Source organism: Mycobacterium sp. (genome assembly GCF_046330795.1).
Classification (GTDB): Bacteria; Actinomycetota; Actinomycetes; order Mycobacteriales; family Mycobacteriaceae; genus Mycobacterium.
This window is the reverse complement of record NZ_JAXLSA010000002.1, coordinates 111294-134284: the sequence shown is the minus strand read 5'-3', so window position 1 is coordinate 134284 and position 22991 is coordinate 111294. Positions and strand designations below refer to the sequence as shown.

General features: G+C 68.2%; 18 protein-coding genes. 5 read left to right on the top strand and 13 right to left on the bottom strand.

The window, feature by feature from the left end; translation table 11 throughout:
* Positions 1–42 precede the first annotated feature (42 nt).
* Positions 43–630 (top strand): DUF1707 domain-containing protein, encoded by a 588-nt coding sequence (locus U0R18_RS07830; RefSeq protein ID WP_526367657.1) that lies wholly within the window; start codon positions 43–45, stop codon positions 628–630.
* 109 nt (positions 631–739) lie between these two features.
* Here U0R18_RS07830 and U0R18_RS07825 read toward each other — a convergent pair whose 3' ends face one another.
* The 8 genes from U0R18_RS07825 to sfnG all read right to left on the bottom strand — a co-directional run bounded on the left by U0R18_RS07825 (position 740) and on the right by sfnG (position 11659).
* Positions 740–2725: a vWA domain-containing protein gene (locus U0R18_RS07825; protein ID WP_526367656.1), complete on the bottom strand. Its 1986-nt coding sequence runs from the start codon at positions 2723–2725 to the stop codon at positions 740–742.
* Positions 2718–4100, bottom strand: coding sequence for a sigma 54-interacting transcriptional regulator (locus U0R18_RS07820; protein ID WP_526367655.1), 1383 nt, complete (start codon positions 4098–4100; stop codon positions 2718–2720). The genes U0R18_RS07825 and U0R18_RS07820 overlap by 8 nt, the downstream gene beginning before the upstream one ends.
* Positions 4101–4244: 144 nt before the next feature.
* Positions 4245–5588: a sensor histidine kinase gene (locus tag U0R18_RS07815; RefSeq protein WP_526368254.1), complete on the bottom strand. Its 1344-nt coding sequence runs from the start codon at positions 5586–5588 to the stop codon at positions 4245–4247.
* Positions 5589–5611: 23 nt separating this feature from the next.
* Positions 5612–7177 (bottom strand): bifunctional phosphoribosylaminoimidazolecarboxamide formyltransferase/IMP cyclohydrolase, encoded by a 1566-nt coding sequence (gene purH / locus U0R18_RS07810; RefSeq protein ID WP_526367654.1) that lies wholly within the window; start codon positions 7175–7177, stop codon positions 5612–5614.
* Between the two features lie 13 nt (positions 7178–7190).
* Positions 7191–7820 (bottom strand): phosphoribosylglycinamide formyltransferase, encoded by a 630-nt coding sequence (purN, locus tag U0R18_RS07805; protein WP_526367653.1) that lies wholly within the window; start codon positions 7818–7820, stop codon positions 7191–7193.
* A 10-nt stretch (positions 7821–7830) separates the two neighbouring features.
* Complete coding sequence (locus U0R18_RS07800) at positions 7831–9336, bottom strand: cell division protein PerM (RefSeq protein ID WP_526367652.1); 1506 nt, start codon at positions 9334–9336, stop codon at positions 7831–7833.
* 26 nt (positions 9337–9362) lie between these two features.
* A complete protein-coding gene (locus U0R18_RS07795) occupies positions 9363–10292 on the bottom strand; it encodes a DUF5336 domain-containing protein (RefSeq protein WP_526367651.1) in 930 nt (309 codons plus the stop codon).
* A 251-nt stretch (positions 10293–10543) separates the two neighbouring features.
* The gene (sfnG, locus tag U0R18_RS07790) at positions 10544–11659 is read right to left on the bottom strand and encodes a dimethylsulfone monooxygenase SfnG (protein ID WP_526367650.1); all 1116 of its coding nucleotides are present in this window, start codon (positions 11657–11659) and stop codon (positions 10544–10546) included.
* Positions 11660–11773: 114 nt separating this feature from the next.
* Here sfnG and U0R18_RS07785 point away from each other — a divergent pair, with 114 nt between their 5' ends.
* Entirely contained in the window at positions 11774–12643 is an 870-nt protein-coding gene (locus U0R18_RS07785) for an LLM class F420-dependent oxidoreductase (RefSeq protein WP_526367649.1), read from the top strand.
* Positions 12644–12676: 33 nt separating this feature from the next.
* On the opposite strand, the gene U0R18_RS07780 is transcribed toward U0R18_RS07785, so the two are convergent.
* From U0R18_RS07780 to sucC, 3 genes are all read right to left on the bottom strand, one after another.
* The gene (locus U0R18_RS07780; protein WP_526367648.1) at positions 12677–14206 is read right to left on the bottom strand and encodes an acetyl-CoA acetyltransferase; all 1530 of its coding nucleotides are present in this window, start codon (positions 14204–14206) and stop codon (positions 12677–12679) included.
* A 216-nt stretch (positions 14207–14422) separates the two neighbouring features.
* Positions 14423–15337, bottom strand: coding sequence for a succinate--CoA ligase subunit alpha (sucD, locus tag U0R18_RS07775; RefSeq protein ID WP_526367647.1), 915 nt, complete (start codon positions 15335–15337; stop codon positions 14423–14425).
* A gap of 12 nt (positions 15338–15349) precedes the next feature.
* Positions 15350–16513, bottom strand: a complete 1164-nt coding sequence (gene sucC, locus U0R18_RS07770; RefSeq protein WP_526367646.1) for an ADP-forming succinate--CoA ligase subunit beta — start codon at positions 16511–16513, stop codon at positions 15350–15352.
* 268 nt (positions 16514–16781) lie between these two features.
* Between sucC and U0R18_RS07765 the strand changes: the two genes are divergently transcribed.
* Positions 16782–17774 carry a M23 family metallopeptidase gene (locus U0R18_RS07765; protein ID WP_526367645.1) on the top strand — a complete coding sequence of 331 codons (993 nt, stop codon included), beginning with the start codon at positions 16782–16784 and terminating at the stop codon, positions 17772–17774.
* A gap of 3 nt (positions 17775–17777) precedes the next feature.
* Positions 17778–18374 carry a hypothetical protein gene (locus U0R18_RS07760; RefSeq protein ID WP_526367644.1) on the top strand — a complete coding sequence of 199 codons (597 nt, stop codon included), beginning with the start codon at positions 17778–17780 and terminating at the stop codon, positions 18372–18374.
* Between the two features lie 13 nt (positions 18375–18387).
* Here U0R18_RS07760 and U0R18_RS07755 read toward each other — a convergent pair whose 3' ends face one another.
* Positions 18388–20700, bottom strand: coding sequence for a UvrD-helicase domain-containing protein (locus tag U0R18_RS07755; protein WP_526367643.1), 2313 nt, complete (start codon positions 20698–20700; stop codon positions 18388–18390).
* Positions 20701–20936: 236 nt separating this feature from the next.
* Here U0R18_RS07755 and U0R18_RS07750 point away from each other — a divergent pair, with 236 nt between their 5' ends.
* Entirely contained in the window at positions 20937–21227 is a 291-nt protein-coding gene (locus U0R18_RS07750; RefSeq protein ID WP_526367642.1) for a chorismate mutase, read from the top strand.
* Positions 21228–21338: 111 nt separating this feature from the next.
* Here the strand turns inward: U0R18_RS07750 and U0R18_RS07745 are convergent, their stop codons facing one another.
* Positions 21339–22985 (bottom strand): ABC-F family ATP-binding cassette domain-containing protein, encoded by a 1647-nt coding sequence (locus U0R18_RS07745; protein ID WP_526367641.1) that lies wholly within the window; start codon positions 22983–22985, stop codon positions 21339–21341.
* Positions 22986–22991 lie beyond the last annotated feature (6 nt).

Here is a 22991-nt window from a genome sequence, read left to right as displayed (position 1 = left end):
CTCTCTTTGCGGCTGCCGGTGATCGTCGTAGGCTCGTCGTCGATGGTCGAACCAGGTCAGCCGCACTCATCGATGCACGCCGCAAATACCGATCGGATCCAGGCGGCGCATCTCCTCACGGACGCAGTCGCCCAGGGGCGCCTCGATCCGGCCGAATACGAGCAACGGTTGGCGCGCGCCTATGGCGCACAGACCTACGAGCAGCTGGCCGAGTTGTCGGCTGATCTGCCCGGTATCGCCAACACGCGCCGCGGTGCGTGCAAACCGCTGCCGTCCACGGTGGTGCTGGCCATCCTGAGCGGATTCCAGCGCCGCGGACGCTGGAACGTGCCCCGCAAGCTGACCACGCTGACGGTGTTCGGCGGCGGGGTGGTCGATCTGCGGTATGCGGACTTCACCTCGCCAGATGTCGAGATCTGCGCCTATTCGATCATGGGTGGGCAGACCATTCTGCTGCCGCCCGAGGTGAACCTGACGGTCAGGGGTGTCGGCGTCATGGGCGGGTTCGACCGCGATGTGGCGCCCGACGGTGTTGCCGGCGCACCCCACGTGGTGGTCAAGGGATTCTCCCTCTGGGGCAATGTCGGTATTCGCCGCAAGGCGCGCAATCTGAACCCGTTGTCCGCCTGATCCCCGGCGCAGCGAACCCCACACCCGATCTGTTCTGCGGCTACTGCGAGTTCCACTCGGTGTTCATGTGCGTGGGCGCTGAACAGATCCGGGTGGTGACGGGAAAGCTTCAGCGGCGCCGTCGGCGGGACCGCAGATAGTCGCCGACCACCGCCGCGCCCAATCCGTCGAGATCGGGCTCGACCACGCGGCCCTCGACCCGGCGTGCCACCTGGTCGATGAACCGGGCCAGCCCCGGATCGCTGCCCAGCCGGAAGATCGTGACCTGTGCACCGAGTCGGGCGATCTCGTCGAAACCCTTGACCGTCAAGGCGATCGTGCGCGGATGCGGCGGGTATCCGAAGAACACCTCGGCGCCGTCGCCGAAGTCCTCCAGATGCGCGGTCGGCTCACCGTCGGTGACGATCAGCACCACCGGCTGCGCGTTCGGGTGACGGCGCAGGTGCCGAGCGGCCAGCGCCAGCGCGTGATGCAGATTCGTGCCCTGCTCGTACACGCCCTCCAGGCCGGTCAGCTCCGCGGCCGTCAAGGTCCGGGCATGCCGGCCAAAAGCGATGATCTGCAACGCATCCGAACGGAAACGGGTACTGACGAGATGGCTCAGCGCCAGTGCAGTCCGCTTCATCGGCAGCCAGCGATTCTCCATCACCATCGAGAACGACGTGTCGACCAGCAGCGCGACGGCGGCCTGGGAACGGGTTTCGGTCTCGGAGATCTCGACGTCGTCGACCGTGATGTGGATGCCCGAGCTCGCGCGCTCCTCGGGATTCCCCGCATCGCGCAATACCGCATTGGTCAGGGTGCGGGTGACGTTCCAGGGTTCGGTGTCACCGAACGCCCAGGGCCGGGTGGCGCCGGTGAGCTCTCCGGCGGCACCGGCCCGGCGAGTCTCACGTTCCCCGTGGCGTCCGGAAAGTTGTTGTGCCACATCGCGAAGTGCGGCCTGCCCGAGCTGCCGCATCGCCTTCGGGGACAGTCGCCACTGGCCGTCGGATGAGCGGTCGAGGAACCCCTGCTTCATCAGTTCACGTTCGAGTTCGGCCAGCGTCCGGGCATCCACCGCGGCGTCCTCACCGAGCTGCCGGGCCAACATGTCGAGGTCCACGTCGTCCATGGTGGCGCCCGAGTAACTCTGCGAGAGTTGATCGGCGAGCTCCTCGAGTTCGGCGATGTCGGCCATGGCCTGCGCGCCCTCACCCATTCCCAGCGGATCGTCACCGCGGAACCGTTCCGAGCCGGTCCAGTCCTCCCCCGGCCGAGCCTCCTGCAGGTGCGCATCCAGCCGGTTGAGTGCGTTCATCAAGGAGGGCGAACCGAAAGCCTGCTGCGCCAACGCATCCAGCTCCGAGCGCTGCTGCTCGGTGAGGCTGTTGCGGAAGCGCTGCGCGGCCGCCGCGCGTTTGGCCAGCGAGTCCAGCAGTTCGTCGATGTTCTGCGGATTCTCCGGGAAGAATTCGCCGTGCTTGGCCATGAAGTCGTGAAAGTCCTGCGGGGAATCATTGCCCTGCGCGTGCTTGTCCAGTAGGTCGTTGAGGTCGTCGAGCATGTCGTTGACCCGCTGACGGTCCTCGTCGGTCGCGTTCTCCAGCGCCTCTTTCATCCCGGCGAAGCGCTGGTCGAGCATCTCGCGACCGAGCAGATCCTTGATCTGCTCGTACTTCTGGCGCGCCTCGTCGGATCGCCAGTCGTATTCGGAGAGCTCCTGGACGGCCTTGGCCGGCGACGACGACAACGACTCCAATTGCATCTCGCCGAATCGAGCATCGTCGTCGAGGGCGCGGGCAAGTTCTTTGCGCTCGGCCAGCACGGCCTCGTCGAGCAGCTTCTTGATCTCCTGCAAGGTGCCGTCGAGATTGTTGCGCTGCAACAGCTCCCGGCGGCGCCGATTGGCCTCGGCCGCCAGCTTGTCGGCGCCGGGCATGTTCTCCATCCCGCGCCGCATCAGCTCCCGCAGGGCCCGCCGCGGCGACGTACCCTCCATCACGTCCTGGCCGATCTGCTCGAGCGCATCCCGCAGATCGACCGGCGGGGCCAGCGGATCGGGCCCGCCGGTATATCGCGAATACCGCGAACTTCGCGAATGGTGTTCAGCCATAGACGCTTTCGCCCTCGTCAGAGGTCTTGTCGATGCGCTTGGCCAGGTACAGCCCCTCGAGCGCCAATTCGACGGCGGCAGCCCGCTGACCGTCGCTGTGGGCGTCGAGACGTTCGGCGATCGCATCGAGGACCGGCAGTCCCGGCAGCGCCGCGAGCACGTTCTTGGCCGACACCCGCTCACCGGTCGTCACCGGTGAGCCGTCTTCGATCGCGGCGACCAGCGGGCCGACATCCACGCCGCCGAGGGCACGCGAGGCGGTATCGGCCGTCGCCCGGCGCAGCAGGTGCTCGAGCACCGCCTGCTCGCGGCCCTCCTCACCGGATTCGAATTCCAGCTTGCCGCGCAGCACGTCGACGATGGTGCCGAGGTCGACCACGCGGGCCACCGGGTCCGGTTCGCCGAGAACGGCGCCGCGGTGCCGGGCCGACGCAGCCACCGTTTCCGCGGCGGCGATGGCGAAGCGCGCAGACACGCCCGAGCGCTGGTCGACCGAGTTGGACTCGCGCAGCAACCGGGCGAACCGGCCGATGATGTGAAGCAGATACTCGGGTACCTCGGCCGACAGGTGGGCTTCCTGGCGAATGACGCCGACCTCGGCATCGAGTTCGAGCGGATAGTGCGTGCGGATCTCGGCGCCGAACCGGTCCTTGAGCGGGGTGATGATGCGCCCGCGGTTGGTGTAGTCCTCCGGGTTGGCGCTGGCGACGACGAGCACGTCCAGCGGCAGCCGCAGGGTGTAGCCGCGAACCTGGATGTCCCGCTCCTCCATCACGTTGAGCATCGACACCTGGATCCGCTCGGCCAGATCGGGAAGCTCGTTGACGGCGACGATGCCGCGATGTGCCCGTGGGATCAGGCCGTAGGCGATGGTTTCGGGGTCACCCAGGCTGCGGCCCTCGGCCACCTTGATCGGGTCGATGTCGCCGACGAGGTCGGCCACGCTGGTATCGGGAGTGGCCAGCTTCTCGGTGTAGCGCTCGCTGCGGTGCCGCCACGCGATGGGCAGATCGTCGCCGGACTCGGCGACGCGGCGGATGGACTCCGGCGTGATCGGGCTGTATGGATGTTCGTTGAGTTCGGCCCCGGCGATCACGGGCGTCCACTCGTCGAGCAGGCCCACCAGCGACCGCAGCAACCGCGTCTTGCCCTGCCCGCGTTCGCCCAGCAGGACGAAGTCGTGTCCGGCGATCAGCGCGCGCTCGACCTGCGGAAGCACGGTGTCCTCGAAGCCGAAGATGCCGGGCCACACGTCGCGGCCGTCGGCAAGGGCAACCAGCAGGTTCGCCCGGATCTCGTCCTTGACGCCGCGTTCGATATGCCCCGATGCACGCAGTTCGCCGACGGTCCGAGGCAGGTCGTTAGGTGATGTCACCACTCCACGCTACGTCGGACCCCCACCTGCGGGCGCGGCCCGGTCGGATATTGCGCGGTCGGCGAACCAGGGAATACCGCCGAATGTGCAGCCTTGTGCATTTGGCGTGCCTAGAAATACATATGGCTGCACGCTCGCGGCGGATCAGCGGGTGCCGGGCAGCCGCAGGACCAGACGGGTGCCACCGAGCGGGCTGGCCTCCAGAGCTGCTGTGCCGCCGTGCAATTCGGCCTGCTGGGCCACCAGCGCCAGACCGAGCCCGGATCCCGACCGGGTGGCCGTCGATCCGCGGGCGAAGCGCTCGAACACGGCCTGACGCTCCTCCTCGGGCACTCCGGAGCCGTTGTCGTCCACGACGATCTCCACGCCGGCCGCCGAACTGTCGGCCGAGAGCAGGATGCGGGTGGCCCCGCCGTGCTTGACCGCGTTGGCGATCGCGTTGTCGATCACCAGGCGCAACCCGGCCGGCATGCCGAGCATCAGCACGGTGGTGGACGACGCCAGCGACACGTCCAGATCGGGGTAGCTGCGCACGGCATCGTGCGCCGCCCGGTCCAGCAGTTCGGTGATGTCGACGGGAACGAAGTCCTCGACGGTGGTCAGCTCGCCCTGGGCCAGCCGTTCCAGCGCCGTCAGGGTCGCCTCGATCCGGGTCTGGGTGCGCATCACGTCGTCGATGACCTCACGGCGCTGCTCGGCCGTCATGTCCAGGGTGGACAGCACCTCGAGGTTGGTGCGCATCGCCGTCAACGGGGTGCGCAGTTCATGGGAGGCCACCGCGGCGAAATCTCGGGCCGACTCCAGCGCGGCCCGGGTGCGCTGCTGCTCATCCCCGATACGGCCGAGCATGCCCTCCACCGCGTCACCGATCTCGACGGCCTCACGCACACCGCGGACCTGGACCTCGTCCGGTTTGGACTGCGCGTTGATGGCGCGGGCCTGCTGCGCGAGCAGCCGGAACGGATTGACCATCACCAGTGAGATCAACCAGCCGACCAGCAGCGTGCCGGCGATGAAGCTGCCACAGATCAGCAGCACGCGCCGGTGTTGCGCGCGGATGCGGTTCTCGGCCTCGGCCACGGGCGCTCCCAGGGCGATCGACGCCCGGCCCGCGGAGAACGTCCGGACGCGGTATTCCACGCCGTTGAGGGTGACGTTCGCGTAGCCGTTGCCCAGTTGCGGCAGCACCACGTCCGAGGGCACCGACAGGGTCAGGCCCGCGATCCGGGCGGTGCGCACCAGGCTGCCGTCCGGGGAGGGCGCATCGGTGGTGGCATTGGGCTGCGCGGTGCTGAGCAATGTGGACAGGTCACCCAGGCTGCTGACCGAATCCAGCCGACGGTCCAGCTGGGTGTACTGCTCGTTGGTGATGCCCACCCACACCCAGGTTCCGATCAACACCGCGACGAGCATCACCGCCAGTTCGGACACCACGACGATGGTGCGCAACGACAGGAACCTCATCGGCCGCTGCAGCAGCTGGTACATCCGATCGTTGAGTTTCACCGTCGTCAGTGCGCGAAGTGCCGCGCGCCCGTCAGGTACAAGGTGATTCCGGCCTGGGCCGCCGCGTTGGTGACTTCGTCGTCGCGAACCGAACCACCCGGGTGGACAATGGCTTTCACGCCCGCAGCGGTCAGCGTCTCCAACCCGTCGGGGAAGGGGAAGAACGCGTCCGATGCCGCCACCGCACCCCGGGCCCGCTCCGCACCGGCCCGCTCGACCGCCAGCCGGGCGGCGTCGACGCGGTTGACCTGACCCATTCCGACGCCCACCGTCGCGCCGTCGCGGGCCACCACGATGGCGTTGGATTTCACCGCGCGGCACGTCCGCCAGGCGAACACCAGATCGGACAGGGTGGCCGGATCCGCGGGCTCGCCGGTGGCCAGCGTCCAGTTGATCGGGTCGTCGCCGGCGGCATCGAGTGCGTCGCGGGTCTGCACCAGCAGGCCGCCGCTGATCTGGCGGAACTCGGCTCCGCCGGGCTGTGGTTCTGGGGCTACCAGCACGCGAATGTTCTTCTTGCGCGCCAGGATATCGACGGCCCCGGCCTCGAAGGCCGGGGCGATGATCACCTCGGTGAAGATGTCGGCGACGGTCTCGGCCATCGCGACGCTGACCGTGGTGTTGGTGGCGATGACGCCGCCGAATGCGCTGAGCGGGTCGCACTCGTGGGCCTTGCGGTGCGCATCGGCCACCGACTCCGCCGAGATCGCGATGCCGCACGGGTTGGCGTGTTTGATGATCGCCACGCAGGTCTGCTCGTGATCGAAGGCAGCCCGCCACGCGGCGTCGGCGTCGGTGAAGTTGTTGTAGGACATCTCTTTTCCGTGCAGCTGCTCGGCCTGCGCGAGACCGGGCCACGCGGTGTCGTCGGTGTAGACCGCCGCCTGCTGGTGTGGGTTCTCGCCATAGCGCAGCACGGCCTTGCGCTGCCAGGTGCCGCCGTACCACTGCGGCAGCGCCGGTTCGTCACCCGGCGCCAGGGTGGCGTCCATCCAACTCGCCACGGCTACGTCGTATTCGGCGGTGTGCCGAAAGGCCAAGGATGCCAGCCGCTTTCGTTCGGAGAGGCTGAATCCGCCGGAGCGCACGGCGGCCAGGACCCCGTCGTAACCGAGCGGGTCGACGACCACCGCGACGCTCGGGTGGTTCTTGGCAGCGGCGCGCACCATCGACGGTCCACCGATGTCGATCTGCTCGACGCAGTCGTCCTCGCCGGCGCCGGAGGCGACGGTCTCGCTGAACGGATACAGGTTGACCACCACCAGGTCGAACGGCTCGATGTCGAGCTCGCCGAGTGCGGCCAGGTGCTCGGGCTTGCGGGTGTCGGCCAGGAGGCCGGCGTGCACGCGGGGGTGCAGGGTCTTGACCCGACCGTCGAGCACCTCGGGGAAGCCGGTCAGCTCCTCCACAGGGGTCACCGGAACCCCTTGCTCGCTGATCTTCTTCGCGGTGGAGCCGGTGGAGACGATGGCCACGCCCGCCTCGTGCAGGCCGCGCGCGAGCTCGGCCAGACCCGTCTTGTCATAGACACTGATCAATGCCCGGCGGATGGGTTTCTTCTCGTCGCTCATACTGCGGTCCTCATCATCCGAAGGTCACTTTTCGTCCCGCACCGCGCAGTCCGCGGGTGCAGATGCCGGCCAGTACGTCCACCAGCAGGCGCCGTTCGACGGTCTTGATGCGCTCGTGCAGCGAGTCGACGTCGTCGTCGTCGTGCACGGTCACGGCCTCCTGCGCCAGGATCGGCCCGGTGTCCACACCATCGTCTACCAGGTGCACGGTGGTGCCGGTGACCTTGACGCCATAGGCCAGGGCGTCGGGCACCGCGTGCGCGCCCGGGAACGACGGCAGCAGTGCGGGGTGGGTGTTGACGATTCGGCCGGGGAACCGTGCGAGGAACTGCGGGCCGAGGATCTTCATGAATCCGGCCGAGACGACCAGGTCGGGTTCATGGGCGGCGGTCGCCTCGGTCAGCGCGACATCCCAGGCACCGCGGTCGACATGGTCGGGGACCCGCACGGTGAACGCGGGCACGCCGGCGTCCTGCGCGATCTGCACGGCCCGGCAGTCCCGGTCGACGCCGACGGCGACCACCCGGCCGGGCCAGTCACCCTGGGCGGCGTCCAGCAGCGCCGCGAGCAGCGAACCGGTGCCCGAGGCCAGAACCACCAGCCGGGCCGGCGCGCTGGGCGGAACGTCGAGCGGTGGCGGCACGCGCTAGAGCCTAGTGGGTGTCGGGCCGGCCACTCGGCGGCGTATCCCCCGGCCCGAGATCACCGTCGGCATCGAACATGTCCTCGGCGTCCGGCAGACCGGCCAGGTAGTCCAGATCGACCGGCTCCCGTGGACCGACCGGGAACTCGGCGGGAATCTCGTCCGGCTCGGGTTCCGGCATGGGGTCGGCAGCGGCGGGGACGTCGGCGTCCGGGGTCGGGTCGCCGTCCTCGATGACCTCGGCTGCCGCAACGTCCTCGGACGGTTCGTCCGAGTCGGCGGTGGCGACCGCCACCGGCGCGGTGACGGCCTCGGTGACGACCTCCGGCGCTTCGTCGTCAGCGGCGGGAACGGGCTGCTCGGCGGACACCGGTTGGGGCGGGCGCCTGGTCAGACCACCGGCCATGACCACGGTGGCACCACCCACGACCAGGAACCACAGGAACACCGCGGGCCCGAAAGTGAGCTGCTCGATACCGACCTGACCGAAGTTGCCCAGCGCCCCGCTACCGGCGAGTGCGAGCAGTGCCATCGCGGCCGCGGCCAGCGCCGAGGCGGTGGCCAGTTTCGCCAGCGCCGGCAGCACCCACATCGGTCGTCGTGCGCACTGCTGGCCGAGGGCCACACCCGACGCCGCGCCGATGATCATCAGCGCCACCCAGACCGGGCCCAGCGGCGGGGTGGGTGCGGCCGCCAGGATCGGCAGCGCCGGGATGTCCCCGCCGAACACCGTGAACGAACTGAAGGTCGCGAACCCGACGTGGGCGCTGGAACCCACCGCCATTGCGGTGGTGCCCACAATCACGTTGGGCGCGTAGAGGATCGACAGGATCGTGAGGCTGAGTTGACCGAACAGCGAGTCGGTGATGCCGAACAGGTCGTGCATCGTCGACCAGTGCACCACCAGCGACAGCGCGGTCACCGCGCCCGACAACCCGAACAGGGCGAGCACACCGGCGACGGCGGCACGGATGGCATCGGGCAGCCAGGGCGGTGCTGATACATCGGCCAGGACTCGCCGGCCGACCCGCGATCCCATCCCGATAGCCGCCCCGACCGCATGCACCAGCAACACGCTGACGAACGCCCGCAACGCATCCGGCGTCTGCAGCTGCGCCAGAACCGATGAGGCGTCGTGGATGACCGCCAGTGCGATCGCGGTGAGCAGCAGCGGGCCGCCCAGCGCGGAGGCGACGATCCACCGGAGCACGAACCACGACGCCCGCTCCGACGGGACCGCGGCCGCGGTGGCGCGGGCCACGCCCCACACCATCAGCAGCACCGGCAGCAGCGGGAGCACGCCGAGTTCGCGACCGCCGATGGAGATCGGTACCTGGTGCACTGCCAGCCAGATGCTGGCGATCGCACCAAAGGCGCCGGTCATATCGCTGTTGGCGATCAGCAGCTGCAGCAGCACCACCGCGGCGATGATGACCATCGCCACCAGCGACGGGCCGAAGGCGACCCGGACCAGATCACTGGCCTGGCGTGGCCCGGCCGTTCGGTTTTCGCGCATTCACGTCGAGCGGTTGTGGTCCGGCGTCAGGACGGACCCGACGAGCCCGTCGAGCCCGTCGACCCCGTCGAACCCGTAGCACCGGTCGAGCCCGTCGGATCGGACGACGATCCCGGATCCAGCGGCGAGGCGGACGACGGCGAACCCGACGGCGAGGACAGGGGGCCCAGGTTGGGGTTCGTGGCGTGGTGCAGCCCGGCGGACCCGACGGCCGGCGGCGGGTTGAAGCTGGGGTATCCGGTGGGCGGGGTCGGCGGGGCAGTATCCGGCAGCGGGCCCTGAGCCCCAGGACCGTAGGAGCCGCCGTACTGGCTCGGGTACGACGGCCGCGGGCCGGGCTGGCCGGCCGGCTGCTGGTTGTAGTACCCGCCGGGGCCGCGGTACTGGCCGTACTGGCCGCCGCCGCCGTAGTGCGGTTCGTAGCGCGGCTTCGGGGCCGGCGGGGTCAGCACTTCGGTGTGGTACAGCAGTACCAGCACCGCAGCGATGGCCTGCAGGATGGAGAAGGCCAGCACGAGCCACAGCGCCCAGCCGACCGTGGCGGACACCGGCCCGGACGGCGACATGACCTGCGGCTTGTTGACCACCTGCTCGAGAACCGCGAGCACACCGACGACGGCGAGCATCGCGACCACGGTCGGGTGATTCTTGGTCTTGGGCAGCAGCGCGACCGCCGCCAGCAGCGCCGCCAGCACGGTTGCCAGGGTCAGCAGGATGCCGCCGGTACTGGTGGCCTCGACGGTGAACGGCCCGAAGTTCGTGCTCGATGCGTACACCGGGCCGAACGCGGCCACATAGGCGGCGATGCCGAGCAGCACGACCGCGATGTTGAGGTAGACCGGCAGCTTGCTCGGGCCGGGATCGGCCGGCGGCGTCGGTGCGTATGAGGGTGTCGGCGCTCCGTAGGAACCGGGCGGGTAGCCGGAGCCGCCGGGCGAACCGGGTGAGTAGGTCATGACCTCTCCTGTGTCGTTGGGCGTCCGCTCTGGGCGACGCTTACCTCGAATCCCAACCGGCGGGCACACCCTGCGGGGCCGGCCACCGTGGACGTGATTCGACATCCAACGCTAGCGCACCTTCCTGACACCACCGGACGGCCAGCCTGCGTGTCACCCGTCCAATCACTTCACACTTCGCATCGAGTCAGCGGCCAGAGCGGGGCCTTCCCGCACGTTGACGCAGTGGCCGCTGACTCGATGCGGCGGGGTCAGGCGGAGATTCGCAACGGCCGGTCGGCGCTACCGGATTCGGCGGCCTCGATCTCCCGCACCAGGGGCAGCACCCGGGCGCCGAAGTACTCGATCTCCTCCTGGAAGTGCAGGAAGCCGCCGAGGATCAGATCGACGCCGCGATGCCGGTAGGCCGCGATCCGCTCGGCGATCTGTTCGGGCGTGCCGATCAATCCGGTGCGGAATCCGTCGTTGTACTGCACCAGATCCTCGAACGTCGAATCAGCCCACATCCCCTTCTTGTCAACGGTGGAGTTCCCGGCCTGCTGCACCGCCGACCGGAAGCCCTCCACGGCCGGCCGGTTGGCCTTGGCCACGATCTCCCGCAACGTCTCCCTGGCCTCCTTCTCGGTGTCCCGGGCGATGATGAACCCGTTGAGGCCGACCTTCACCTCACGCTGCGCCTCGCGCGCGTGTCCGCGCACCTCGACGATCTGCTCCGTGATGCCGTCGAAGTCCTTGCCGTTGGAGAAGTACCAGTCCGCGTAGCGGCCGCCGTTGCGGCGGGCGGCGGTGGAATTGCCGCCCTGGAAGAGCTCGGGCTGGTGGAGCGGCTTGGGCTTGAGGGTGAAGTCGTGGATGCGGTAGAAGTCGCCGCGGAAATCCACGTCGTCCTCGGTCCAGATCTTGCGCAGCACCTGGAGGAACTCGGCACTGCGCCGGTAGCGCTCGTCGTGTTCGAGCCACGGCTCCCCCAGATGGGTGAACTCGTCCTTGAACCAGCCGGAGACGACGTTGACCGCGAAGCGGCCGCCGGAGAGGTGGTCGGCGGTGGCACCCAGCTTGGCCAACACCGCCGGCTGCCACAGGCCGGGTTGCACGGCTGCGATGACCTTGAGCCGTTCGGTGGCCAACAGCAGCGCCAGGCTGAAACTCGTTGACTCGTGCTGGAATTCGGCACCGTAGCTGGCCTCGTAGCGGACCTGACTCAGGGCGTATTCGAAGCCGTTGTTCTCGGCCGTCCGGGCCAGCTCGGCGTTGTACTCGTAGTTCCAGTCGGTGCGTTGTTCGATGTCGCTGGTGACCAGGCCGCCGCTGACGTTGGGAACCCAGTAGGCGAAGGTGGTGTTCTCGGCGATGCGTTCTGTCGTCATGTGCTCGATCCGACCAAGCCGCGGCGCGGCAGTCACCAATTTCATTCGCCCAGACTCGAACCACCGCCGTCCCGACGCTTGCCATGCGGACTAGAACACGTTCTAATTCGGGTCATGGATTTCGGGCTCGTGCTGTTCACCAGTGATCGCGGGATCACCCCCGCCGCGGCGGCCAAACTGGCCGACGACCACGGCTTCACCACCTTCTACGTCCCCGAGCACACCCACATCCCCACCCGCCGCGACGCCGCACACCCCACCACCGGGGATGAAACCCTGCCCGACGACCGCTACATGCGCACCCTGGACCCCTGGGTCGCCCTGGGCACCGCCTGCGCGGTCACCACCCGCGTGCGGCTCTCCACCGCCGTGGCCATCCCCGTCGAACACGACCCCATCACCCTGGCCAAATCCATCGCCACCCTCGATCACCTCTCCGGCGGACGCGTCACCCTCGGTGTCGGCTACGGCTGGAACACCGACGAACTGGCCGACCACAACGTCCCCCCAGCCCGGCGCCGCACCATGCTGCGCGAATACCTCGAAGCCATGAACACCCTATGGACCGACGAAGTCGCCGAGTACCACGGCGAATTCGTCGACTTCGGCCCATCGTGGGCCTGGCCCAAACCCATCCAATCCCACATCCCCGTCCTCGTCGGCGCCGCCGGCACCGAGAAGAACTTCACATGGATCGCCCGCTCGGCGGACGGCTGGATCACCACCCCCCGCGACTTCGTCATCGACGACTCCGTCAAACTCCTGCACGACACCTGGGCGGGCGCCGACCGCGACGGCACCCCCACCATCGTCGCCCTGGACTTCAAACCCGACCCCGACAAACTGGCCCACTGGAAAGACCTCGGCGTCACCGAAGTCCTCTTCGGCCTACCCGACAAATCCCCCGACGACATCGCCAGCCACGTCGAACGCCTCGCCACCAAACTCGCCGAAACGCACCTATCGGCGAATTTCTCCAAGTAGCCCACGTCATTTCGTCGATCTCGACGCGGCACCTCAGGCCGGTACGGCCTCGTTGACGCCGTCGACGGACTTCACCGAAATGCGTTGCCCCAGGGGATCACCACCGGTCATGAGCGCCATCAACTCCGGGTCGGTACTGGTGGCCATGAACCTGGTGCCGTCATCGATGCGGCCGACGATGATGCCGGTGATCACCGGCCAGTCATAGCGCACCGAGTAGGTCTCGATGACCCCGTCGCCGTCGTGGTGGCGGACGGTCGGCGTCTTCGGCAGTGCCGTGATCTCGCGCTGCAGTTCGGCACTGCGGTCGGCCCGCCAGGGTGCGGGGGCGGTCGAGTAGATGCCAACGGAGTACTTGCTCATCACGCCACCATTGGCCCCGACCAATCCGAATTGATCTGGTCTGCAACGCATTTCGCTGACGGTTTCGGCGATGGCGTGCAGCGAGTAGCTGTTTCCGGGTCCGCCGAAGTACGGCAGGCCGCCCGTGAGGGTCAATCCGCGCGGATCGTCCGTCGACAGACCGGTCACGTCGCAGAAGGTGAACACCGGGAACGGGAAACAGCTGTAGAGGTCGAAGGTGGCGATGTCGTCGATACCGACCTCGGCCACCCGCAGGGCCTCGCGCGCGGCCAGTTCGGTGGCCGCACTCTGCCCGACGTCAGCCCGGTCCAGGAAGGCCTGTTCCACCATGTCGGCGTGCCCGTGCAGATAGACCCAATTACCCTCGGGCACACCGAGTTTGCGCGCCGCCGCCACAGAGGTGACCAACACCGCCGCCCCCTGGTTCACCTGATCGCGGGCCACCAGCAGGCGCGGATACGGGTCGCAGATCATCCGATTCTCGGGCGTGACGGTACCGATCTCGTCCGCCGAACGTTCCACCGGGGACGCCGAGAACTGGTTCTTGGCAGCCACTTTAGAGAACGGTGCGAACAGTTCGGCCATCTGCCGGCGGTATTCGGCAACACCGATGCCCAACCGGCGACGCCGCGCGTTGTCCAGCAGGCCGTACTGGACTGGCGCGCCGGTCATCCCGTGCGTCACCGTGATCTCGTCGATGTACTGCTCGAAGCCGTAGCCGCGGTCCTCGAGCTGGCCGCCCACCCGTTCGCTGTGATCGGGCTTGTCGTCACGCCCGCTGAAGTAACGCAGGGTGGAGCCGTTCTCCGACCCGAGCAGCAGCACCACGTCGGCCTCGCCCGCAGCGATCCGGCCGGCGAACTCGGTGAGCAGCTTCTGCGGGCCGTGTCCGCCGAGCGGTTCGAGCACCGCGCGCGCCGGATCGGCGCCCACGCGTCGCGCCACCGACCGGAGGTAGTTGTCCGAGGCCCCCAGCGGCGGCGGGCCGAACGGGGTGCAGATCTCGAACTGCCGCAGTCCGGCGAAGACGTCGATGGCCTGCGCCACCGCCGCAACGTCGGCTCCGGTGTCGGCCAGTGCGGCCCGAGCGGCCTCGGTGGCGAGCTCGACAGAGGACATTCCGCGGTAGCCGTCGTGCTCCAGGTTCTCGGTGAACTGCCCGACACCGACCACGACGGGCGTACGCGGATCCACCGCCATGTCGAAGCCTCCTCGTCCCTGCGCAGGTTCTGCACACCTCGGCATTTACAGCTGCCAGTTAGTTCGTCAGGCTAACCTCCGCTGGCCCGGCCGCGAAATCGGCGCCAGAGCGTTGCTGCCCTGGCGCCGATGACGAGCGTGCACAAAGGTCCGCCCGCGGCGGCGTGTCGGCGGGCCGACACGCACGCTCGCGGGGAAACGGAGAAACGGAACGCCTTACAGGCTCTCGAGGATCTCCCGGGCCAGCGCGGCCGTCGCCGACGGCGTCTTGCCGACCTTGACCCCGGCGGCCTCGAGGGCCTCCTTCTTGGCCGCGGCGGTGCCCGACGAACCCGACACGATGGCGCCGGCGTGGCCCATCGTCTTGCCCTCCGGAGCGGTGAAGCCCGCGACGTAGCCGACGACCGGCTTGGAGACGTTGGCCTTGATGTAGTCGGCCGCACGCTCCTCGGCGTCGCCGCCGATCTCGCCGATCATGACGATGACCTTGGTCTCGGGATCCTTCTCGAAGGCCTCGATGGCGTCGATGTGGGTGGTTCCGATCACGGGGTCGCCGCCGATTCCGATGGCGGTGGAGAAACCGAAGTCCCGCAGCTCGTACATCATCTGGTAGGTCAGGGTGCCCGACTTCGACACCAGCCCGATCGGACCCTTGCCGGTGATGTTGTTCGGCGTGATGCCGACCAACGCCTCGCCGGGGGTGATGATGCCCGGGCAGTTGGGGCCGATGATGCGAGTTTTAGGACCCTTCGCCCCACCCTTTTCCAGGTTATAGGCCCACGCATATGCGCTGTCCTGCACCGGAATTCCCTCGGTGATGACCACCAGCAGCGGGATCTCGGCGTCGATGGCCTCGATGATGGCGTCCTTGGCGAACGGCGGCGGCACGAAGGCGATCGACACGTCGGCGCCGGTTTCCTTCATGGCCTCCGCCACGCTGCCGAACACCGGAAGCTCAACGGCGGAGCCATCTTTGGCCACGTGACTCACGGTGGTACCGGCCTTGCGGGCATTGACGCCGCCGACCACCTGGGTGCCGGCCTTGAGCATCAGGGCGGTGTGCTTGGTGCCCTCACCGCCGGTGATGCCCTGGACGATGACCTTGCTGTCTTTGTTCAAGAAGATCGACATGACTTGAGCCCCTTACTTGTTCGCCAGCTCGGCGGCCTTGTCGGCGCCGGCGTCCATGGTCTCGGCCTGGATCACCAGGGGATGGTTGGCCTCGGCCAGGATGCGCCGGCCCTCGTCCACGTTGTTGCCGTCCAGGCGAACCACCAGCGGCTTGTTGGCCTCGTCGCCGAGGATCTGCAGCGCCTTGACGATGCCGTTGGCCACCGCGTCACAGGCGGTGATGCCGCCGAAGACGTTGACGAACACGCTCTTGACCTGGCTGTCATGCAGGATCACGTCCAGCCCCGCGGCCATCACCTCGGCCGAGGCGCCGCCACCGATGTCGAGGAAGTTGGCGGGCTTGACCCCACCATGCTTCTCGCCGGCGTAGGCGACGACGTCGAGGGTGGACATGACCAGGCCCGCGCCGTTGCCGATGATGCCGACGGCACCGTCGAGCTTCACGTAGTTCAGGTCGTTCTGCTTGGCCTTGAGCTCGAGCGGATCGGTGGCGTCCTTGTCCTCGAACTCGGCATGGCCGGGCTGGCGGAAGTCGGCGTTCTCGTCGAGGGTGACCTTGCCGTCGAGCGCCAGGATCTGATCGTCGGGGGTGCGCACCAGCGGGTTGACCTCCACCAGGGTGGCGTCCTCCTTTACGAACACCTCCCACAGCTTTTGGATGGTGACGGCCGCGGCGTCGAGAACCTCGGCGGGCAGGTGTCCCTTCTCGGCGATCTCCCGCGCGAAGGCGAGGTCGACACCCTTGACGGCGTCGACGGACACCCGGGCGAGCCGATCGGGCTTGGTGGCGGCGACCTCTTCGATCTCCATGCCGCCCTCGACCGAGCACATCGCCAGGTAGGTCCGGTTGGCGCGGTCGAGCAGGAAGGAGATGTAGTACTCCTCGGCGATGTCGCTGGCCTCGGCGACCAGCAGCTTCTTGACGATGTGGCCCTTGATGTCGAGGCCCAGGATGTTCTTCGCATGGGTGTACGCGTCGTCGGGCGTCGCGGCGTACTTCACACCGCCGGCCTTACCGCGTCCACCGACCTTGACCTGCGCCTTGATCATGACCGGCTTGCCGATTTCCTCGGCGATCGCCTTGGCGTCCTCCGCGGTGTCGGTCACCCGGCCGGGCGTGGTCGGAACGTTGTGCTTGGCGAAGAGTTCCTTCGCCTGGTACTCGAAAAGATCCATCAGCTTCCTTACTGGCGTGCAGCACCTCTGCGGTGTGCTCACGGCGGTGACGGCTTGGGGGAATTGGCCCGGTGCGAACTGTATCGACACGCCTGCGAGACACTCGCACCGCCCACCACCGATGTGGTACACGTCACCGCCCGGGACCAGTGATACAAATCACAATCCGCGCCGGAATGCCCGCCTGGGTTGCCGAGGTTGCGCGACGTTCGTTACCGTCTCTCGAGTCCAGATAACGCTTTGGTCACGACTAGAGGGACATTTCAGGTTGGCAGCGCAGCGCACGACACTCGATTCCGGGACATCCGCCGGCTACGAGGCCGCCTCTGACTGTGATCGCCTCAACGACCTGCTGGACGAATCCATCCCCCTGGACGAGCGTCTGCTGGCCGCTCCCGAGCTCGATGACCTGACCGACACCGACAACCTGGTGGCGCTGAGTCTGGAGCCGCGCGAGGACCTCGGCCTGGACCTGGACGACGAATGGCGTGCCCTCGAGGAGAACGCCAACGCGGTCACCGACGTGCTGCCCCGAATCGGCCAGCACCGCAAGCCCCGAACCACCGCGGTCAAGAGCCGCGTGCTGGTCGCCGCGATGGCCGTCGGTGGTGCCGCCGCCGCCACGTACTCGGTGGTGGCCGCTTCCGACGACTTCGGGCACACCTCGACCAAGACCGTGCTCGCCTCGAACGCCACCGGAGCATTCCCGGCGGCGTCGGCCGCCTCCACCAACAATGCTCGGGGCGTCCAGCTGGTCACCGTCACCCCGGCGGCCAACAGCACGATCCACTCCGAAGAGTTCGCCAAGGGTGCGGCCTTCGCACAGGAGCGCGCCGAACGTGAGGCCCGGCTGCAGCGGCCGCTGTTCGTCAAGCCGACCAACGGGATCTTCACCTCCGGGTTCGGCTACCGCTGGGGCGCGCTGCACGCCGGCGTCGACCTGGCCGCCCCCATCGGCACGCCCATCTACGCGGTCGCCGATGGCGTGGTGACCGACGCGGGCCCGACCGCGGGCTACGGCGCCTGGGTCAAGATCCGGCACGCCGACGGCACGGTCTCGCTCTACGGGCACGTGAACTCCTGGCTCGTGAGCCCCGGCCAGCGGGTGATGGCGGGCGATCAGATCGCCACCGTCGGCAACCGCGGCCAGTCCACCGGCCCGCACTGCCACTTCTCGGTTCTGCTCAACGGCACCGACTTCATCGATCCCCAGCCCTGGCTGGCCCAGCGCGGAATCACCCTCGGCGCCTACACCCCCTGACCGGTGACCCGGCCGCCCCACGAACAACCTCCTGACGCGTCTCCGGACGATTCCACCCGGATCATCCGCCGAGCACCCACCGGACCCATCCCGGTCCCACCCGGCACCGACGACACCCGCACCCACATCATCCGCCGGGCACCCACGGGGCCGGCTTCCCTGCCGGCCGATCCCGCGAATGATCCCGCGACCACCGCCATCCCGCGACCGCCACGCAGCGCCGCCTCACCGAACCCCGGCAGCGCGACGGCCGTTGCGGCCTGCGTGATGGCGATGCTCAGCGGGTGGGCCACCTCGGTGGTGGCGACCGATCTGATCAACGGGTGGTGGGACACCGACCGATTGTTCTGTGCCGCAGTCGGTTTCCTGGCCTTCGTGTTCGCGGCAAGCACGATCTGCGGGGTGGTGCTGCTGTTGCAGCGACGGCAGCTGGGCCGCTACCTGATCACCGTCGGCGCCGTGGTTGCCCTGCTGGCGCTGGGCGGGGTGTTCATCGCCGGCGCGGAACTGCCGTGGTTCATCTACGTCATTCCGGCCCTGCCGGTGGCCAGCGCGGTGCTGGCGCTGTTGCCGTCGACCCGGCGGTGGTGCGTCGCCTGAACCTGGCGAGAAACTACAGCTTGGCCACCGGCGCGTGGTTGTGCATCAGTTTGACGCGACCGGAGCTACCGAAGTCGATGAGCGACATTGCCGATTCACCCACGCCGGACACTTCTTCGACGCGGCCCAGACCGTACTTGTCGTGGGTGACCCGGTCGCCCGGTTCGAGCACCAGCAGCGGCTTGTTCCGCGGCCGCGACGCCGGCGCGGGACGCGCCGAGCCGCCGAACCGGCCGGCCCCGCTCACCGGCGCGCTCAGCGACGGGCCGGCCTGCTCGGTGCGGCGCCAGTCCATCAGTTCCTGCGGAATCTCCCGCAGGAACCGCGATTCCGGATTGAGCATCGGCTGGCCCCACGACGAACGCACCTTGGCCCGGCTCAGATAGAGACGCTGGCGGGCGCGGGTGATGCCGACGTAGGCCAGCCGGCGCTCCTCCGACAACTCGGTCGGATCGCCCAGTGCGCGCATGTGCGGGAACATCCCGTCCTCCCAGCCGGTCACGAAAACCACTGGGAATTCCAGGCCTTTGGCGGTGTGCAGGGTCATCAGCGTGACGACGCCGGAACCGTGCTCGGGAATCTCGTCGGTGTCGGCCACCAGCGACACCCGTTCCAGGAACTCGGCGAGGATCCCGGTCTCGGGGACGTCCTCGTCCGCCGGTTCGTCCTCCTCGGCCGCCAGCGCTCGCGCGTTGGCCCGGTCGATGCTGAATTCGTGTGCGACGCTGACCAATTCGTTGAGATTGTCCAAGCGAGCGAGGTCCTGCGGATCATTGGACGATTCGAGTTCGCGACGGTAGCCGGTACGCTCCAGCACCGCCTCGACCAGATCACCGAGCTCCTGGTCGAGCTTGCCCCGCAATTCGTCGAGCAACTCGACGAACGCCGAGATGGCTTTCTCCGAGCGGGAGTTGAGCATCGGCACCCGGCCCTCGGCGGCGGCCTGCAGGGCGTCGTTGAAGCCGCCACCGGTGTTCTCGGCGTACACCGCGACGCAGGCCTCGGCGCGATCGCCGATACCGCGGCGGGGGGTGTTGAGGATGCGCCGCATGCTCACCGCGTCGCCCGGATTGTCCAGCACCCGCAGGTACGCGACGATGTCGCGGATCTCCCTGCGCTCGTAGAACCGGACTCCGCCGACGACCTTGTACGGAATCCCGGAGCGAATGAACACCTCTTCGAGCGCACGGGAGGAATTGTTGGTGCGGTAGAACACCGCGACGTCGTTGTAGGTGAACTCGCCGTCGCCGGCGGCCAGGGCGTCGATCTCCCCGGCCACGAACCGTGCCTCGTCATGTTCATTATCGGCCACGTACCCGACGATCAGTTCCCCGTCGCCGGCATCGGTCCAGAGCCGCTTCTCCCGGCGGCCCACGTTGCGCGCGATGACGGAGTTGGCGGCCGACAGGATGGTCTGCGTGGAGCGGTAGTTCTGCTCGAGCAGAATGGTGGTGGCATCGGGAAAGTCGCGCTCGAAGTCCTCGATGTTGCGGATGGTGGCACCGCGGAAGGCGTAGATCGACTGATCGGCGTCACCGACCACGCACAACTCACCGGGCGCGATGCCGTCTGGCGTGGGCTCGACCCCCACCAGCTCGCGCACGAGAACGTACTGCGCGTGGTTGGTGTCCTGGTACTCGTCGACCAGGATGTGGCGGAACCGGCGGCGGTAGTACTGGGCGATCTGCGGGAAGGCCTGCAACACGCCGACCGTCTCACCGATCAGGTCGTCGAAATCCAGCGCGTTGGCGGCGCGCAGCCGGCGCTGGTACTCGCCGTAGACCTGGGCCACGATGCCCGGCAGATCCTCGCCGGCCTCGGATGCTTCCGCGGCGGCCTGCGCCGGATCGATCAGCTCGTTCTTGAGGTTCGAGATCGCATTGGCCAGCAACCGCGGCGAATGCCGCTTGACGTCGAGACCCATGTCCTTGGCGATCATCATCAACAACCGGCGCGAGTCGTCGGCGTCGTAGATCGAGAAGTTCGAGTTCAGGCCGGGCAGCAGCGACGCCTGATTGCGCAGGATCCGCACGCAGGTGGAGTGGAAGGTGGAGACCCACATGTTGCGGGCCCGCGGCCCGATCAGCTGCACCACCCGCTCGCGCATCTCCGCGGCGGCCTTGTTGGTGAACGTAATAGCCAGCACCTGCCCGACGCCGACGTCGCGGGCGCCCAGCAGGTAGGCGATCCGGCGGGTGAGCACGGCGGTCTTGCCCGATCCGGCGCCGGCCACGATCAGCAGCGGCGCGCCCTCGTGCAGGACGGCCTGACGTTGTTGGGGGTTGAGCCCGTCCAGCAGTTGATCTGTTTCGGTCGAGATGCTCATATCGTCTGTCAACCTACCGCCGTCCGGGGACAGATCGTGCGACGCCGGGCCCGGCGCTCACCCGGGGGACTTTGCGCTGGCACGACGGTTAGTGGCACACTCGATTCGTGCTCAATGCGCAGTGGCGATTTTTCCACGGGTACCGGCCAGCGGTGCCCGTGGTGTAGCTGCTTCCAAGAGCCCCGCGGTCCGCATCGGATCCGGGGCTCGTCTGTTGTGTGAGGCCCGAATCTTCGATGAGACCAGACTCCACCAACAGCGAGGAAAATGAGATGACCGTCAACACCGTAGATATCGATGACCTGCGCCAGGAGATCGACCGGCTCGACGCCGAGATCCTGGCCGCGGTGCAGCGCCGCCGCGAGGTGTCGCAGACCATCGGCAAGATCCGGATGGCCTCCGGGGGCACCCGGCTGGTGCACAGCCGGGAGATGAAGGTGATCGAGCGGTACAGCGCGCTCGGACCCGAGGGCAAGGACCTCGCCATGCTGCTGTTGCGCATGGGCCGCGGCCGCCTCGGCCACTGACCCGTCCAACGGGACGTCCAATCCCCGCGAGCAGTGCCTCGCGAGCGTGCACCCATATGTAGATCGACGGGCTCGAGACGCATATACCTGCACACTCGCGGTCCAGGTCAGTCAGCGCTCGACCACCCGGCCGTTGTCGACCAGCCAGGTCCGATCCAACCGCACGTTGGCCAGCATCCGGCGGTCGTGGGTCACCAGCAGCAGCGCACCGTCGTAGGAGTCCAGCGCCGCTTCCAACTGCTCGATGGCGGGCAGATCGAGGTGGTTGGTGGGTTCGTCGAGGACCAGCACGTTGGTCCCGACGGCCTGCAGCAGCGCCAGACCCGCGCGGGTCCGCTCACCGGGCGAGAGGTCGTCGACGGGACGTTCGACGTGGTCGGCGCCCAGACCGAACTTCGCCAGCAGGGTCCGCACGTCCGCCGTCGACCAGGTCGGCACCTGCTGCTCGAACCGGTCGACCAGGCGTGCCGTCCCGGCGAACTCCGCGCGGGCCTGGTCGATCTCGCCGACGGCGACGCTGGCGCCCAGGGAAGCGCGGCCCTCGTCGGGCGCCAGCCGCCCCAGTAGCAGTTTCAGCAACGTGGACTTGCCCGCGCCGTTGGGCCCGGTGATTCCGATGCGTTCGCCCGCGTCGACCTGCAACGAAACGGGACCCAGGACAAAGTCGCCTTGTCGCACAACGGCATTCGCGAGCGTGGCGACCACCGAGCTCGATCGTGGTGCCCGGCCGATGGTGAACTGCAGGCTCCATTCCTTCCGGGGTTCCTCGACCTCTTCGAGCCGCGCGATCCGGCTCTCCATCTGGCGGACCTTCTGCGCCTGCTTCTCGCTGGACTCGGTGGCCGCCCGACGCCGGATCTTGTCGTTGTCCGGGGCCTTGCGGATCGCGTTGCGCACCCCCTGACTGGACCATTCCCGCTGAACGCGGGCGCGGGCCACCAGGTCGGCCTTCTTCTCCGCGAACTCCTCGTACTGCTCGCGCCGGTGCCGTCGGCCGATCTCGCGCTCTTCCAGATAGCTCTCGTACCCGCCGCCGAACACCGTGGTGGTGTGCTGCGCAAGGTCGAGTTCGAGGACCCGAGTCACGCTGCGCGCCAAGAACTCTCGATCATGACTCACCAGCACCACGCCGCCGCGCAGATCGCCGACCAGCGTCTCCAGCCGTTCCAGCCCGTCCAGATCGAGATCGTTGGTGGGCTCATCGAGCAGGACAACGTCGAAGCGCGACAGCATCAGCGCGGCGAGTCCGACGCGGGCCGCCTGGCCGCCGGACAGCGACGTCATCGGGGTTGCATCCGGCCGCACCACCGCCGAGTCGAGACCCAGTTCCGCGAGCACCACCGGCATCCGCTCGTCGAGGTCGGCCGCGCCGGCGGCCAGCCAGTGATCCAGGGCCGTCGAGTAGACGTCGGCGTCGCCGTCCCCCTCGGCCAGCGCCACGGCCGCGGCATCCATCGCTCGGGCCGCCGCCGCGCACCCGGTGCGGCGCGCGATGTAGCCGGCGACGGTCTCGCCGGGCACCCGCTCGTGCTCCTGCGGAAGCCAGCCGACGAACGCGTCGGCCGGTGCGACGCTCACCGTGCCCGCGAGCGGTGCGAGCTCACCCGCCAGGATCCGCAGCAGCGTGCTCTTGCCGGCGCCGTTGGCGCCGACGACGCCGACCACGTCACCCGCGGCCACGGTCAGGTTGACGTTCTCGAACAGGGTGCGATGCGCGTACCCGCCGGCGACGCCCTTGGCGACGAGTGTTGCGGTCATGGCTTC